Below are 15,604 nucleotides of genomic sequence, written 5' to 3' on the forward strand. Positions count from 1 at the left end.
TGACCATGGCAATCCAAATTTATAGCAAGCCTGCTTGTGTTCAGTGCACCGCCACGTATCGCGCTCTGGATAAGCACGGTTTAGAGTATACCGTTATCGATATTACGGCTGAGTCGGGTGCCCAACAAGAAGTAGAAGCCCTTGGCTACCGTCAGCTTCCTGTTGTGGTGGCAGGCGATGACCACTGGTCAGGCTTCCGCCCCGATCGTATTCAAGCATTGGCGTAAATATTTATGTTGGTGGACGCCGCCGCTGAAGCACCAATGGCTGGCAGCCTGGTCTATTTTTCCACCAAGTCAGGTAACACTCATCGTTTTGTACAGAAACTTGGTCTGGCTGCTCAACGGCTTCCGCTTGGGCGTGATGAACCGATGCTACATGTCACTACACCTTACATATTGATCACGCCCACCTATGGGGGCGGAGAAGCAAAAGGCGCAGTGCCAGGGCAAGTGATCCGTTTTCTCAACGATGAACAGAATCGACGCCTTATTTGCGGCGTCATTGCTGCCGGAAACACTAATTTTGGCGAAGCGTATGGCCTGGCTGGACGCGTCATTGCAGAGAAGTGTCAGGTGCCATTGTTATATCGATTTGAATTATTTGGCACCGATGACGACGTCGCCAAGGTCCGCAAAGGAGTAGAAGAGTTTTGGAAACGACAAACCTAGTCACGAAAAACTTGGCTGAACCAAAACGGCCGGCTACGGGAGCCTCCGAGGCGCGTACATTAGATTATCACGCGCTCAACGCGATGCTTAATTTGTACGGTGCCAACGGCGAATTACAGCTGGACAAAGACCGTGAAGCTGCGCGTCAGTATTTCTTGCAGCACGTTAACCAGAACACGGTCTTTTTCCACTCGCTGGAAGAAAAGCTCGACTATCTGATGGAAGAGGGCTACTACGAAGCGGAAATGCTGGGCCAGTACAGTTTCGCCTTTATTAAGGCGCTGTTTGAGCAGGCTTATGCTTACAAATTCCGTTTTCCAAGCTTTCTAGGCGCCTTTAAATACTACACCAGCTATACGCTTAAAACGTTCGATGGCAAGCGTTACCTTGAGCGCTATGAAGACCGCGTCTGCATGGTGGCACTGACCCTGGCCCGTGGTGATGAGGGGCTTGCAAAATCCCTGGTCGATGAAGTGATCAGCGGTCGCTTCCAGCCAGCGACGCCAACGTTTCTTAACTGCGGTAAGCAGCAGCGCGGTGAGTTGGTTTCGTGCTTCCTGTTGCGTATTGAAGACAACATGGAGTCGATCGGCCGCTCGATTAACTCAGCGCTGCAGCTCTCCAAGCGCGGCGGTGGCGTTGCCTTCCTGCTAACCAATATTCGTGAGGCCGGTGCGCCCATCAAGCGCATCGAGAACCAGTCGTCGGGCATTATCCCGATCATGAAACTGCTCGAAGACGCTTTCTCCTACGCCAACCAGCTGGGTGCTCGTCAGGGCGCGGGTGCGGTGTATCTCAACGCGCACCACCCGGATATCCTGCGTTTCCTGGATACCAAGCGTGAAAACGCGGATGAGAAGATCCGTATCAAAACGCTGTCGCTGGGCGTCACCATTCCGGATATTACGTTTGAGCTTGCCAAGCGTAACGACGATATGTACCTGTTCTCGCCCTATGATGTCGAACGCGTTTACGGCGTACCGTTTGGCGATATCAGCGTCACCGAGAAGTACCACGAGATGGTGGCGGACGCGCGTATCCGTAAGCAGAAAATCAATGCGCGCGCGTTCTTCCAGACGCTGGCAGAGCTGCAGTTCGAGTCAGGCTATCCGTACATCATGTTTGAAGATACGGTAAACCGGGCGAACCCGATTGCCGGGCGTATCAATATGAGTAACCTGTGCTCGGAAATTCTGCAGGTGAACACGCCGACAGAATATGACGATGACCTTGGCTATCGCCAAATGGGGCAGGACATTTCCTGTAACCTGGGTTCGATGAACATTGCCAAGGTAATGGATGCCGGCAATATTGGCGAAAGCGTTGAAATTGCGATTCGCGGGTTAACGGCTGTTTCTGAAATGAGCAACCTGAAGAGCGTGCCTTCCATTGCTGAAGGTAACGCCAAATCCCGCGCGATCGGCCTTGGCCAAATGAACCTGCACGGCTACCTGGCGCGCGAGCACATTTACTATGGCTCTGAAGAAGGATTGGACTTCACCAATCTCTACTTCTACTGCATTGCGTTTTACGCCATTCGTGCGTCCAATCGCCTGGCGATTGAGCATAACGATACCTTCGCAGGCTTTGCGGATTCCAAGTACGCAACGGGCGAATTTTTTGATAAGTACGTTGATCAAGAGTGGCTGCCGCGTACCGAGAAAGTCCGTGGACTGTTTGAGCGTAGCAATATTACGCTACCCACTCAGCAGGACTGGCAGGAGCTGAAAGCATCCGTAATGGCGCACGGGCTTTACAACCGCAACTTGCAGGCAGTGCCGCCGACTGGTTCGATTTCGTATATCAATCACTCGACTTCCAGTATCCACCCGGTAGCGGCCAGAATCGAAATTCGTAAAGAGGGCAAGCTGGGGCGTGTTTATTACCCGGCGCCGTTCTTGAACGAGGCCAATTTCGATTACTTCCAGGATGCCTACGAAATTGGTCCTGAGAAGATTATTGATACTTATGCCGAGGCTTCCAAGCACGTAGATCAGGGGCTTTCGCTGACCCTGTTCTTCCCGGATACCGCCACAACGCGTGATATCAATAAGGCGCAAATTTACGCCTGGCGCAAAGGCATTAAAACGCTTTATTACATCCGCCTGCGCCAAAGCGCGCTGGAAGGTACGGAAATTGAAGGCTGCGTTTCCTGCACGCTTTAATCCTTGTGCCTGGGGCTCGCGCCAGCATCTGATATCCGTTTTTACGCGCCGTATATAATACGGCGCTTTTGATGAGAGTTATTTCATGACCACCACGCAACGCTTATCGCGGGTTAATGCGATTAACTGGAACCGCCTTCAGGACGACAAGGATCTTGAAGTGTGGAACCGTCTGACCAGCAACTTTTGGCTGCCGGAAAAAGTACCGCTGTCCAACGATATTCAATCGTGGAATACGCTTACTCAGCAGGAAAAACAGCTGACCATTCGCGTGTTTACCGGATTGACGCTGCTGGATACCATTCAGAGCAGCGTTGGTGCGCCGGTGCTGATGGAAGATGCCCGTACACCTCATGAAGAAGCGGTATATACCAATATCGCGTTTATGGAATCGGTGCATGCGCGTTCGTACAGCTCGATTTTCTCGACGCTGTGTGCCACGCGTGATGTGGATGACGCCTTCCGCTGGAGCGAAGAGAACCCCACGCTTCAGGCCAAGTCAGAGCTGATTCTGGAGCGCTATCGCTCCGATGATCCGCTGATGCGTAAAGTGGCCAGCGTGTTCCTGGAGTCTTTCCTGTTCTACTCCGGCTTCTATCTGCCCATGTACTGGTCAAGCCATGCCAAACTGACCAACACCGCTGATCTTATTCGCCTGATCATTCGTGATGAAGCGGTACACGGCTACTACATTGGCTATAAGTTCCAGCAGGCTTTGGCAGAAGCGACCCCTGAGCGTCAGCAGCAAGTCAAAGATTATGCGTACGAGCTATTGCTTGAGCTCTACGATAACGAAGTGCGCTACACCGAGTCGCTGTATGACGAGGTTGGCCTATCTGAAGATGTGAAGAAATTTCTTCACTACAACGCCAATAAGGCGCTGATGAATCTGGGCTATGAGCCTCTGTTTCCAAGCAGCGTTACCGACGTTGATCCGACGATTATGGCGGCGTTATCACCCAGTGCTAATGAAAACCATGACTTCTTCTCAGGCTCAGGCTCCTCGTATGTCATTGGTAAAGCCATTGCCACAGAAGATGACGACTGGGCGTTCTAATAGCGCTAGCCCGATAAGCGTTAGAGTAAGCGGTAAGGCGTAAGCATAAAAAAGAGGGAAGGGTCATGCCAGATGTAACGCCAACAGCCAGCGTGATGAAAATTGTAGCGGCCGTTGTGAGTGATCCCGATGGTCGCCTGCTGTTGGTGCGTAAACAGGACACGGCTTTCTTTATGCAGCCGGGCGGCAAGATCGACCCGGGCGAAACGGCGTTGGCGGCGCTATGCCGTGAGCTTCAGGAAGAGCTAGGTTTGCATGTTACTGAAGACCAGCTGCTTCCCTTAGGCGTGCAAACGGCACCGGCGGCGAATGAGCCTGGCGTGACTATTGAAGCACAGCTTTATGGGCTGGTGATTGATGAGCCGGTAGAGGCTGCGGCTGAAATAGCGGAAGCCATATGGGTAAGCCGTGAGCAGGCGTGGGAGCTTCCTCTGGCTCCGCTAACCAAAGACTATGTAATGTTGAACGTTTAAAAGTACCAAGCATAAGTGGCTAATTCAGCATTATAACCAGGGCGCCAGTAGGCGCCCTTTTTTATACCCGAAAGAAAGCAAAAAGCGCCTTGATGTGAATGATAAATATTGTCATTTATTGTGATAGTGGTAGGCTAGGCACGCAGAATTTAAACGCAAATCGTTCTTATAACTAATTAGTTTCTAGCGCGGCATTTTGAAGCCCGCTGGGCAGTAACGGAGAGTCGACGTGCTGAACAGGCCTTTCTTTGTCTTGCGTGGGTGCTGCCTAGCCTGCGTGCTAGTCAGCGGTACGCTAATGGCAAGCGATGAAACAGCGGGTCAGGCGGCCCAGAGTGTAGAAGCCCAGCAAACCCAAGCGGCTCTGCAACAGCAAATTGACGCAGCCGATGAAGAAACCCGAGAAGCGCTAGAAGAACTGCGCCGTTTGGAGCGTGAAACGCGCCAAATGAATGCTACAAACGCCTCGTTAAGCGTGCGACTGGCAGAAGAAGCCGAGCGCCAGCAGCGTTTAAGTACCGCGCTGGATACGCTCGAAGAGACCCGTGCCGCGCTACCCCTGATCGAGCAGGATATGCAGGAACAGCTAACCCGCTGGATTGAGCGCGACCTGCCGTTTTTACGCGATGAGCGTTTGGCGCGAGTGACGACTTCTGAAGGGCAGCAGGGCGAAGATACGGTTGAGCGCATCAATAGCTTGCTGGAAGCATGGCGAGCCGAGCTGGACTACGGGCGTGAAATTGATAACTGGCGCGGACGTTTGCAAGGCGCTGAAGGCAGCGTGCGCGAAGTGGACTATTTGCGCGTAGGCCGTATCGGCTTTTATTACCTGACGCCTGATGCACGTGAAGGGGGCGTTTGGGACGCTGCGAGCAGCGAGTGGCAGCCCTTGGATGAAGGCGCGCGACGCGAAGTGCGCAACGGTCTGCGTATCGCGGCCGACCAGCGCACACCGGATCTGCTGCGGTTGCCGCTGTCGATCACCGTTTCAGAACAATCTTTTCAGAACAACAGGGAGGTCAGCCATGCGCCTGAGTAGCCAACGTCTTCAGCGCCTGGGGGGCGCCTGCCTACTGATGGGGCTTCTTGCTGCCAGCAGTGTGTCTTCGGCGCAAAGCGATAGCGTTTCATCACTGCGTGAAGCTCGCCAGGCCGCTGAAATGCGCGACCAGGAACGCTTGGAAAACTTTCTGGAAGACCAGCAGGCATTAAATGCCGCGCTTGAAGACGCCAGGGCGGCCCATCAGTCGGCTGAAGAGCAGCGTGAGGCGCTGCAAACTCAGCAGGCCGAACAGTCTGAGCAGGCCAGTGAATTAACCGCGCGACAAGATGAACAGGGCGAAGCGCTTTCGGGGCTGCTTGCGAACCTTGCCCGGCATAGCACCGAAGTGCGCAACGCGCTAGGCGAAGATAGCTGGTTAACCTTGCGGGATGAAGTGTTGCCACCTCGCTTGGATGATGCCGAAGTACTTGAGCGTACCCAACTGGAAGATGTGGTCGATAGTTTAGCCATACTAACGGCAAAAACCGGTCAGGCTGAGCGTTTGGAGCTGCCGGTAGCCGATGCCAGTGGCACTATTGCGCCGCGTGACGTGGTGCGTTTAGGCGATTTTGCCGCGTTTACCGAAACCGCGCTGCTGCGTCAGGATGGTGATAATGACCACTTGGCTGAAGTGCCGCGTACGCCAGCTGAAATTCAGAATGTTCTCGCGGCTTACCATCAGGGTGACAGTCGGGAGTTCATGATCGACCCCACTCAGGGACCCGTCTTACAGGCGCTTTCCCAGCGTCCAAGTCTCTGGGAGCGTTTCCAGCAAGGCGGATACGTGGGTTACGTGATTGTAGTGCTGGGAGTGTTGGGTCTGCTGGTAGCACTGGTTCAATATATCTATTTAGTACTGCAGAGCGTCCGCGTGCGCCGCCAGCGCCAGTCGCTTGACCAGCTGCAGACGCATAATCCGCTAGGCCGCGTGTTGCTACGCTTTAAGGAGATGGATAAACACCAGACCCCTGAAGCATTGGAAGCGCGCCTGGATGAGGCGGTACTGGCAGAGTTGCCGCGCATTGAACGGGGCCAGCCGATTGTTAAGCTGCTGGCCGCCATTGCGCCGCTGCTGGGTCTGCTGGGTACGGTCACCGGCATGATCGTAACGTTTCAGGCCATCACCGTGTTTGGTACCGGCGACCCGCAGTTAATGGCTGGGGGGATTAGCCAGGCATTGGTCACCACGGTTCTAGGCCTGATTACGGCGGTGCCTTTGCTGTTTGCGCAAACGGCGCTGGCGAGCCGCAGCCGTCATCTAAGCCAAGTGATCGAGGGCGAGGCGAGCGCGACCCTGGCAGATCATTTGGAAGCTCAATCTACTGTTCATGCCACTGCGGTGAATTGATATGCCCACGCTACCTCTCTGGCTTGAACCGGTAGAGCGGCTGGTCGATGCCGGTGGTGCGGTGCTGGTCGTGCTGGCGTTGGTCGCGGTGCTGGTGTTTGGCATGGCGATAGAGCGCTGGTGGTACTACCGCATTACCTGGCGCTCCGCCCGTCGGCAGTTGATTCGCCGCTGGACTGCGCGCAGCGACCACCGCAGCTGGAGCGCGCGTACGCTGCGCCACGTATGGACAGAAGCGCTGGTTGCCAGGCTTCGTCGTCCGCTGCCCTGGTTAAAACTGCTGGTGGCGCTCTGCCCACTATTAGGTCTGTTGGGCACCGTCACCGGCATGATTACCGTCTTTGATAGCCTCTCTATGAGTGATACGCATCAGGCGCGCGCCATGGCCGACGGTGTGGCGCGTGCAACGCTGCCCACGTTGACCGGCATGGCGATTGCAGTGGTGGGGCTATTGTTTATTAGTCGTTTAGAGCACGTGATTCGTCGCGAAGACCAGCGGTTACATGACCGCTTGGCACGTGCCTTGGAGGAGAATGATGCGTAGACGCCGTTCAATGGACGCAAGCGCAGAAAGCAATGAGGTCAATCTGACGCCCATGCTGGACGTGGTGTTCATTATGCTGATCTTCTTTATCGTAACGACCAGTTTCATTAAAGAAAGCGGTATCGAGATTGAACGCCCGGAATCGAGTGCGGCAAGCCCGCGTCCGGAAGCCCAGGTGCTGGTGGCCATTACTCCTGAAGGGGCCGTTTGGGTGGACGGCAAGCCCGTGGATGTTCATCAGGTCGGGCGCGAAGTGGCCGGAATGTTGACAGAGCAGGGGTCTGCCGTTATCCAGGCGGATCGTGAGTCCACCACGGGGCTGTTGATTGAAGTCATGGACCGCTTGAAAGAGGCTGGCGTTGATCAGGTGGCCGTGGCGGCGAGTCGGAGCGCGCCATGATACGTCATACGGTGTCGTTTCTTGTGGGAATTACGTTGGCAGTCGGGCTGTTCTGGCTGCTGGCGCTATTGGTAACACCGCCAGAAAGTGAGCCCGAACAGCCCATAATGACCATGACAATGAACATGGTTGAAGCACCTGAGGTCGCGCCTGAGCAAGAAGCACCTGCACCGCAGCCTGCACAGGCGGCTCCCCAGCAGGCACCACCCCCCATGCCAACGCCTGAGCCTCCTCCGGTAACCGATAGCGCTATTACGTTACCTGAGGTCGAGCTGCCCGAGGTGCCCCTCGAGCCGGTTGAAATGGATAATGAGCTGCCGGAGCTAGCGGAAATTACCCCCGAGCCCACGCCCGAGCCAACGCCGCGGCCAGACCCTGCACCGGAGCCATCGCCTGAGCCGCCAGCTGAACCAGCACCTGCCGCGACGCCCACCGAAGCGCCCGCGCCGCGTGAAGCAGCGCCTGTTGCGGAAGCACCGCCGTCTAATGAGCCGGTGAGTGTAGGCCAGGTAGCGCCCACCAACCGCGTCAACCCCACGTACCCCTCACGCGCACAGCGTCGAGGCATGGAAGGGTTTGTTGAAGTGGAGTTTATTATTCGGCGCGACGGCAGCGTTGATCGCTCCTCCATTCGGGTAACCAATGCTCAGCCGCGGCGCGTATTTGAAGATGCCGCGCAGGATGCGATTGCGCAATGGCAGTTTGCGGGCAGCCAGCAGATACGGCGCGCCACACAACGCATAGAGTTTCAGTTGAGGTAGCGGTATGCAGCGTTTAGCGTGGATTCTAATGTTCAGCGTGTGGGCTTCTGTCGCCCAGGCCAATGCACCGCTGCCTGGCGATATCATCCGTGATCTGAAAGCCCTGCAGGAGCAGCTGGAGGAGGGTGCGGTTGAGGCGGTGGCTGAGCGCGCTTCCTCCCAGGCCCAGCGCTTAAGTGGAGGCAATGCGTCTGATCGCTGGGCGAGCGCGCTCTATCATCAGCTGGTCGCAGGCGCCCTGGCTCGCCAGGATCAGCCCGCCCAGGCGGCCGACCATTTAGCCGCGGCACGCCAAACCAGTGGCGTTGGTACAGACCAAGCGGCGCGCTGGCTGCGTGAAGAAGCCTCGCTGCGCCGCGTGGCGGGCCAAAATGAGCAGGCGATTGGCTTACTAAGCGAGTGGCTGGATAGAGAGCAGGACACCCAGGCGTTATGGCGATTGGTCGGCTTGATGGCGCAAGAGCAGCAGTGGGACGCCGCCGCTGAGCGGCTGGAGCAAGTCATTGGCCAAACGCCAGAGCTCAACGAAAGCCAGCAAGCGCTGGCGCTTGCCGTAATGCGCCATGCCGGGCAGAACGAGCAGGCGCTAAGCTGGCTGGTGGATGGGTTGAACCCTGATAGTGATATAGAAACTTGGCGTCAGGCGGCAGGGCTTGCCCAGCAGGCAGGTCAGGCCGGTGTAGCAGCGGGTCTTTGGGAAATGGCCTGGCAGTTAGGTAAGCTTGAGACGCCAGAAGATCAGTGGCTGCTTATTCAGCTGCATATGGCCGGAGGAACGCCTGCGCGTGCTGCCGAGCATTTAGCTCAAGCGCTGGAAAACGGCGATGTTGAACGCGATGAAAAGACGTTAAGGCTGCTGGCGACGGCTTGGCAGCAGGCCAGGCACGTCGACAATGCGTTAAGCGCGTGGCAGGCCCTGGCCGAACAAACCCAGTCCGCCAAGGATTGGCGTCAGTATGGTCAGTTAGCCTATGCCTGGGGGGATGAAGCCCAGGCCGAGCAGGCATTAGAGCAGGCCTCTAGCCTGGGGGATGAAGAAGCAAGCCAGTGGCTGAGCAGTTTTGACTATTAGAGTAGGTTGCCTGCGCGCAGTGGCGGCAGGCACTAGCTGGCTAAGTAGACGCTTTTAACGTGATCGCAAAATCGCTCCAGGTCGGCGCATGGTCAGACGGGCGCTCCATGCCACGCATTGCGTAATCGATCCCGGCGGCCTGAACGCAGTCGGCTAAAGGCTGCGTCACGAGAATGTAGTCAATACGCAGGCCACGTTTCGGCTCGCGGTCAAAGCCCTTGGAGCGGTAGTCAAACCAGCTGAACCACTCGTTGTTTTCTGGGTGACAAAGGCGGTAGCTGTCGGTGAGGCCCCAGGCTTTAATGCCTTCAAGCCATTCACGCTCAATCGGTTGAAAGCTGGCTTTACCTTCGCGCAGCCAGCGCTTGCGGCTATCTTCGCCAATGCCAATATCCTGATCTTCAGGGGAGATATTAAAATCTCCCATTACTGCCAAGCGCTCGTCAGGACGGTGCTGTTCATCAAGCAGCCGCTTTAATTGGCGATAGAACTGCGCCTTGTGCGGAAATTTGGTGGGGTGCTCGACGTTTTCGCCCTGAGGGAAATATCCGTTCCATACGGTGACCGGCTCGCCGTCATCGGCCAGCAGACGTACCCCGATCATGCGTCGTTGGGCGTCTTCATCATCGTCTGTGAAGCCGTAAAAAACGTCCTGAGGTTTCTGGCGGCACATCAGTGCCACACCGTAATGACCTTTCTGACCATGGTAATAGACGTGGTAACCCATGGCTTCCACATCGGCCAGGGGAAATTCGCTGTCCTGAACTTTGGTTTCCTGCAGGCCAATAACGTCAGGTTGTTGGGTATCAATCAAGGCCTGTAGCTGATGAAGTCGAGCACGAATGCCGTTGATATTGAAAGAAACCAAACGCATTACGATTTATCCTCTGGTTTTTGCTCAGCCCCTTTGTCTGGATGAATCGCAATGTTTTGACCACTTTGCTGGCGGGCCAGTTTTTTAACCGCCTGCAATTTACGCTGCTGCTGCTTTTTTGCTACAAAGCGGCGTGACGGCGCCACCTGATCGGGGTTATCGTGGCGCCACTTTTTGTAATCTTTGCGTCGCCCCGTGCGGATCGTCACCTTGTCGGCCAGCGAACGTGTCTTTTTCTTACGCGTCATGTCGCGCTCCTTACGTCGATTTAAGCCACATTCTAACAGGCTCTGGCCTACCTTCGACAGCAGGACGCGCTCTTAACGCCAACCCCTGATACAATGCGCACTTCGTGATGCCTAATATTCACAGCAATGGACAGATACATAGCCTATGAGCGAGTCGGAACAGACCATAGCATCGGCCCAGAACCGTAAGCCAAAACGCCGCCGTCGGAAACCGCGTCGTCGTCAGTCTAGCTGGGATCTTCGTCAGTTTCAGGTGCCTGCCGTGGCCGGCAAATGGCGCTTCCATGACTTTGATCTGCCGCTACCGCTAATGCGCGCTATCCATGCCCAAGGGTTTGAATACTGCACGCCGATCCAGGCCGAGGCGTTACGCCAAACGCTGCTGGGTGGCGATATTGTCGGTAAAGCGCAGACCGGTACCGGCAAGACCGCAGCGTTTTTAATCTCGGTGCTGGCTTACTTCCTGGAAGAGCCGACGCCTGATGGTCAAAAAGCGGGGGCGCCGCGTGCGCTGATTATTGCGCCTACCCGTGAGCTGGCGCTGCAGATAGAAAAAGATGCCAAAGCGCTAGCCCGCTTCACTCAGTTGAATGTGGCAAGCGTTGTCGGTGGAATGGACTATCAAAAGCAGCGTGAAAGCCTGGGTAAAAAGATCGATATCCTGGTTGCCACCCCGGGCCGCCTGTTGGATTTTCATCAAAAGCGCGATATCGACCTTTCTGAAGTAGAAGTACTGGTGCTGGATGAAGCTGACCGCATGTTGTCGATGGGCTTTATTCCAGACGTGAAGCGTATTATTCGCTACACGCCAAAGACAGAAGAGCGTCAGACGTTCCTGTTTTCGGCAACCTTTACCGACGATATCCTAAACCTGGCCAGTCAGTGGACGCTGAATCCGGCCCACGTTGAGATTGAAGTCACGGTTGAAAACCAGGCCGATATCGATCAGCGCGTTTACCTTGTCTCCGATGACGACAAGCAGCGCCTGCTGGTGAATCTGCTTGAGCAGGAGAGCTTCGAACGCGTCATGGTATTTGGTAATCGCCGTGATTTGGTTCGCAAGCTGGATGATCTGCTTAAGAAAGCCGGCGTCAGCGTTGCCATGCTGTCCGGTGATGTGCCGCAGAGTCAGCGGATCACCACGCTTGAGCGTTTCCGTGAAGGGGAAATTCAAGTGCTGGTAGCCACCGATGTGGCCGGGCGCGGTATTCATATTGAAGACGTAAGCCACGTCATCAACTATACGCTGCCTGAAGACCCGGAAGACTACGTTCACCGTATTGGCCGTACCGGTCGTGCGGGCGCTAAAGGCGTTTCGATCAGCTTTGTGGGTGAAGAAGATGCCTTCTCGCTGCCGGAAATCGAGCGTTATATCAACGACAAGCTTCCCTGCGAGCATCCGCCGGAAGGCATGCTGTAAAGCGCATGCTCGATAATGCCTTAAAAAGCGATATTCAAGACGCCTACCGTCGCGTGGTGGAAAAGCTCGAGCTTACCCCACGCTACGGGCAGCGCCTGATGATTGCCGAAATTGCCCGTACGCTGGGGGATATCGAAAGCGATAGTGAAGGTAAGCGCGTAAGCGACAGCCATGTATGTGTGCTTGAAGCGGGTACCGGCACGGGGAAAACGCTGGCCTACCTGATCGCTGCCTTGCCGATTGCGAAAGCCCGCGGCAAGCGGCTGGTCATTTCGACAGCGACAGTCGCCCTGCAGGAGCAGGTGCTTAACCAGGACCTGCCCGCGCTTGCCAGCCATAGCGGTATTGCCTTTCGTTACGCGCTGGCCAAAGGTCGCGGCCGCTATGTTTGCGTCGCAAAGCTGGATGAGGTGCTGGAAGGCTCTGAACCTAACCCCACGCTTTCGCTATTCGAGCATTCCCTGCAAACCCAAAGCAGTGATTTTACCGTACTGGCCACCGATATGGCGGAAGCCTACGGGCAGGGCGAGTGGGAAGGTGATCGGGATAACTGGCCAGTCGCCATTGAGGATACGCACTGGCGACGGCTTACCGTTGATCATCGCCAATGCACGGGAAGGCGCTGCGGCCATTTTGGCGCCTGCGCCTTTTTTCGCTCGCGGCGTGAACTTGAAAATGCCGACGTCATTGTGGCCAATCATGATCTGGTGCTGGCTGATTTGGCCTTGGGGGGCGGGGCTATTCTGCCCGATCCGGCGGACTGCATTTTTGTCTTCGATGAAGGCCATCACCTGCCCGATAAAGCGCTTTCGCATTTCGCCCATCGATTTGCGGTACACGGCTGTGTACGCTGGTTAAAAACGCTGAAAAGCAGTTTGACGGATCTGCACCAAGCGCTGGCAATACAGCCAACCATCGCGCGTTTGCTGGCGGGTCTGCCAGAGGTGATTCAGGTTCTTGAGCCGGTGCTTGGCGATGTGTTCAGCGTCGGGCATCAGATTGCCGGCCGGCCCAACGGGCTGTCAGATGAAGAAAACACCCTGCAGTCGCGCTTTGAAAAGGGACAGGTGCCCGATGCGCTGCGCGACCAGGCACAGCAACTGCTGGTAATGTTCGCCACGCTTTCGCGGTGTCTGGAGAGTATCAGCGATATTTTGCGTGAGAGTCTTGATCCGGATAAACAGACCGGCCTTGATCGCGAGCAGGCTGAAAGCTGGCTACCGCTAGTGGCCTTACTGCATGGCCGGGCGCTTGAGGCCCATGCGCTATGGCAGGCCTTTAGCGAGCAGGACCCGCCCAACGCGCCGCCCAGCGCCAGGTGGGTAACGCTTAGCCGCGTTGCGGGTGAACCTGAAATCGAATTTTCGGCAAGCCCGGTATCGGCCGCCCATACGCTGGCCAAGCATTTATGGGGGCGCTGCCACGGTGCGGTGGTAACGTCGGCTACGCTTACCGCACTGGGTCGGTTTGAACGGTTGCAGGAGCGGGCGGGGCTGGCAAACCGCTACCGTTATCAGGCGCTGCCTAGCCCGTTCAATTATGCTAATGCGGTACTACGGGTGCCCAAAGAGGCTACCGATCCCAGTGATCGGGAAGCGCATGAAAGCGCTATTGTGCAATTTGTAACGCAACTAGCCGATAAAGAGGCTGCCCTGGTGCTGTTTTCGTCACGGGCGCAGCTGCGCGCCGTGGAAAAGGGCCTGCCAGCGGCTATCAAGGAGCGTGTGCTTGCCCAGGATGCGCTGCCCAAACGGGAGCTCATCACTCAGCACCGCGCGGCGGTTGATAAAGGTAAGGGGAGTATCATTTTCGGGCTGGCAAGCTTTGCCGAAGGTATCGACCTGCCTGGAGATTATCTGACCCACGTGGTGATTACCCGGCTGCCGTTTGCGGTGCCCGATGACCCCGTGGGCGCAACGCTTGCCGAATGGATTGAAAGTCAGGGGGGGAACTCTTTTATGCGGATTAGCGTACCCGATGCTTCCATCAAACTGGTGCAGGCTTGCGGGCGACTCATTCGTAAAGAGAGTGACCACGGGACGATTACGCTGCTTGATAAGCGTGTGATAACTCGCCGCTATGGTCAGGCGCTGTTAGATGCGTTGCCGCCATTTCGAAGAGAAATACACTAACCTTACCCCGCTGCGAGGCTTACTGCAGTGGGGTAAGGCGAGGCATCGTTACGCAGTAATACGCTTGGCTAGCACCGACGCCAGTTTATCGTTCATACGCGTAAAGGCGTCAACGGTGGTGTCCCAGTCGATGCACGCATCGGTAATTGAGACGCCATACTGTAGCTGGCTGAGATCGGCAGGTACTTTTTGACTTCCCCAGCCTATGTTGGACTCAATCATCAGTCCGATAATGGATGTGTTACCTTCCAGTATCTGGTTGGTAACATTTTCCAATACCAGCGGCTGCAGGGCAGGGTCTTTGTTTGAGTTGGCGTGAGAGCAGTCGATCATGATGTTGGCCGAAATGTTGGCTTTTTTCAGCTCTTTTTCTGCCAGGGCGACGCTTACGCTATCGTAGTTGGGTTTGCCGTTACCGCCACGCAGCACGACGTGGCCGTAGGCATTACCCCGGGTGCGGATCACCGATACCTGGCCGGCCTGGTTAATACCCAGGAAGTTGTGCGGGTTGGCAACGGACTGCAGCGCGTTAATGGCAACATCCAGGCTGCCGTCGGTGCCGTTTTTAAAACCGACTGGCGAGGAAAGACCGGAAGCCATTTCGCGGTGGGTTTGCGATTCTGTGGTGCGTGCACCTACCGCAGACCAGCTGATACAGTCTTGAAGGTACTGCGGCGAAATGGGGTCAAGCGCTTCGGTGGCAAGCGGCAAACCAAGCTCAGCCAGATCAACGAGCAGCTTGCGAGCGATGTGCAATCCTTCATCGATCTCAAACGAGTCGTTAAGATGCGGGTCATTGATCAGGCCTTTCCAGCCAACGGTGGTGCGTGGTTTTTCAAAGTAAACACGCATCACGATGTACAGGCTATCACTTACCTGGTCGGCCAGTGTGCGAAGGCGGCGGGCATAATCCAAGGCCGCCTCAACATCATGGATGGAGCAGGGGCCGACCACAACCAATAGGCGGGGGTCTTTGCCATCCAGAATATTTTGGATAGTCTGGCGCCCTTCTATAACCGTGCGTTCAGCGGCGTCGGTAAGAGGAACGGCCTGTTTGAGCGCGTCCGGCGTCGTGAGAACATCCTGAGCGAGGACGTTAAGATTGTGAACCTGCTGTTCTGACATCTAGCTACCTATGCTTGCGCAATGAACGGAAAATGGCACCTACTATGGCGTGTCACGGTGGTAAAAATCAATTATTGAGGAACTTGGCAGCGTTGAACAGTGTCAGCTCCTGGATTTTGCAAGTAGGGGGTAAGCGCTTGATGCGTCGCACAGAACGCGTAACACTTAGCGCTATGAATCATTTATGGGGCATTGTGTATTTAGCCTCTGTCATCACTATCATTAATTAATCCCCAAGGGACACTATGCTGCTTGCTGTGAAGGCCCGCGCA

16 protein-coding genes are annotated in these 15,604 nt (G+C 55.8%); 13 read left to right on the forward strand and 3 right to left on the reverse strand.

All coding sequences use genetic code 11. From position 1 onward, the window contains the following. Positions 1–5: 5 nt before the first annotated feature. From nrdH to D467_RS0101995, 11 genes are all read left to right on the forward strand, one after another. Positions 6–227: a glutaredoxin-like protein NrdH gene (gene nrdH / locus D467_RS0101945; protein WP_018915822.1), complete on the forward strand. Its 222-nt coding sequence runs from the start codon at positions 6–8 to the stop codon at positions 225–227. 6 nt (positions 228–233) lie between these two features. Continuing rightward, complete coding sequence (nrdI, locus tag D467_RS0101950) at positions 234–671, forward strand: class Ib ribonucleoside-diphosphate reductase assembly flavoprotein NrdI (RefSeq protein WP_018915823.1); 438 nt, start codon at positions 234–236, stop codon at positions 669–671. Beyond that, positions 653–2,836 carry a class 1b ribonucleoside-diphosphate reductase subunit alpha gene (gene nrdE / locus D467_RS0101955; RefSeq protein ID WP_018915824.1) on the forward strand — a complete coding sequence of 728 codons (2,184 nt, stop codon included), beginning with the start codon at positions 653–655 and terminating at the stop codon, positions 2,834–2,836. Before nrdI ends, nrdE begins: the two co-directional genes overlap by 19 nt. An 85-nt stretch (positions 2,837–2,921) precedes the next feature. Next, the gene (gene nrdF, locus D467_RS0101960) at positions 2,922–3,893 is read left to right on the forward strand and encodes a class 1b ribonucleoside-diphosphate reductase subunit beta (RefSeq protein ID WP_018915825.1); all 972 of its coding nucleotides are present in this window, start codon (positions 2,922–2,924) and stop codon (positions 3,891–3,893) included. Between the two features lie 65 nt (positions 3,894–3,958). Continuing rightward, positions 3,959–4,366 carry an NUDIX hydrolase gene (locus D467_RS0101965; RefSeq protein ID WP_018915826.1) on the forward strand — a complete coding sequence of 136 codons (408 nt, stop codon included), beginning with the start codon at positions 3,959–3,961 and terminating at the stop codon, positions 4,364–4,366. Positions 4,367–4,595: 229 nt separating this feature from the next. Next, positions 4,596–5,405 (forward strand): DUF3450 family protein, encoded by an 810-nt coding sequence (locus D467_RS18935; RefSeq protein ID WP_040459972.1) that lies wholly within the window; start codon positions 4,596–4,598, stop codon positions 5,403–5,405. Continuing rightward, the gene (locus D467_RS0101975; protein ID WP_018915828.1) at positions 5,392–6,756 is read left to right on the forward strand and encodes a MotA/TolQ/ExbB proton channel family protein; all 1,365 of its coding nucleotides are present in this window, start codon (positions 5,392–5,394) and stop codon (positions 6,754–6,756) included. Before D467_RS18935 ends, D467_RS0101975 begins: the two co-directional genes overlap by 14 nt. 1 nt (position 6,757) lies before the next feature. Continuing rightward, positions 6,758–7,300 carry a MotA/TolQ/ExbB proton channel family protein gene (locus D467_RS0101980; RefSeq protein WP_018915829.1) on the forward strand — a complete coding sequence of 181 codons (543 nt, stop codon included), beginning with the start codon at positions 6,758–6,760 and terminating at the stop codon, positions 7,298–7,300. Then, positions 7,293–7,700, forward strand: a complete 408-nt coding sequence (locus D467_RS0101985) for an ExbD/TolR family protein (RefSeq protein ID WP_018915830.1) — start codon at positions 7,293–7,295, stop codon at positions 7,698–7,700. The genes D467_RS0101980 and D467_RS0101985 overlap by 8 nt, the downstream gene beginning before the upstream one ends. Then, entirely contained in the window at positions 7,697–8,461 is a 765-nt protein-coding gene (locus tag D467_RS0101990; RefSeq protein ID WP_018915831.1) for an energy transducer TonB, read from the forward strand. Before D467_RS0101985 ends, D467_RS0101990 begins: the two co-directional genes overlap by 4 nt. A 4-nt stretch (positions 8,462–8,465) precedes the next feature. After that, entirely contained in the window at positions 8,466–9,533 is a 1,068-nt protein-coding gene (locus tag D467_RS0101995) for a tetratricopeptide repeat protein (RefSeq protein ID WP_018915832.1), read from the forward strand. Between the two features lie 40 nt (positions 9,534–9,573). On the opposite strand, the gene xthA is transcribed toward D467_RS0101995, so the two are convergent. Further along, positions 9,574–10,407 carry an exodeoxyribonuclease III gene (gene xthA, locus D467_RS0102000; protein ID WP_018915833.1) on the reverse strand — a complete coding sequence of 278 codons (834 nt, stop codon included), beginning with the start codon at positions 10,405–10,407 and terminating at the stop codon, positions 9,574–9,576. Next, complete coding sequence (locus tag D467_RS0102005) at positions 10,407–10,655, reverse strand: hypothetical protein (protein WP_018915834.1); 249 nt, start codon at positions 10,653–10,655, stop codon at positions 10,407–10,409. Before D467_RS0102005 ends, xthA begins: the two co-directional genes overlap by 1 nt. A 145-nt stretch (positions 10,656–10,800) precedes the next feature. Here D467_RS0102005 and rhlB point away from each other — a divergent pair, with 145 nt between their 5' ends. Together rhlB and dinG are read left to right on the forward strand one after the other, a co-directional pair. Further along, on the forward strand, positions 10,801–12,075 hold the full coding sequence (gene rhlB, locus D467_RS0102010; protein WP_018915835.1) for an ATP-dependent RNA helicase RhlB: 1,275 nt from the start codon (positions 10,801–10,803) through the stop codon (positions 12,073–12,075). 5 nt (positions 12,076–12,080) lie between these two features. Beyond that, positions 12,081–14,207 (forward strand): ATP-dependent DNA helicase DinG, encoded by a 2,127-nt coding sequence (gene dinG, locus D467_RS0102015; protein ID WP_018915836.1) that lies wholly within the window; start codon positions 12,081–12,083, stop codon positions 14,205–14,207. 48 nt (positions 14,208–14,255) lie between these two features. On the opposite strand, the gene D467_RS0102020 is transcribed toward dinG, so the two are convergent. Beyond that, on the reverse strand, positions 14,256–15,332 hold the full coding sequence (locus D467_RS0102020) for a 3-deoxy-7-phosphoheptulonate synthase (protein WP_018915837.1): 1,077 nt from the start codon (positions 15,330–15,332) through the stop codon (positions 14,256–14,258). Between the last annotated feature and the right edge of the window lie 272 nt (positions 15,333–15,604).

This window comes from Vreelandella zhanjiangensis DSM 21076, from assembly GCF_000377665.1.
Taxonomy (GTDB): Bacteria; Pseudomonadota; Gammaproteobacteria; order Pseudomonadales; family Halomonadaceae; genus Vreelandella; species Vreelandella zhanjiangensis.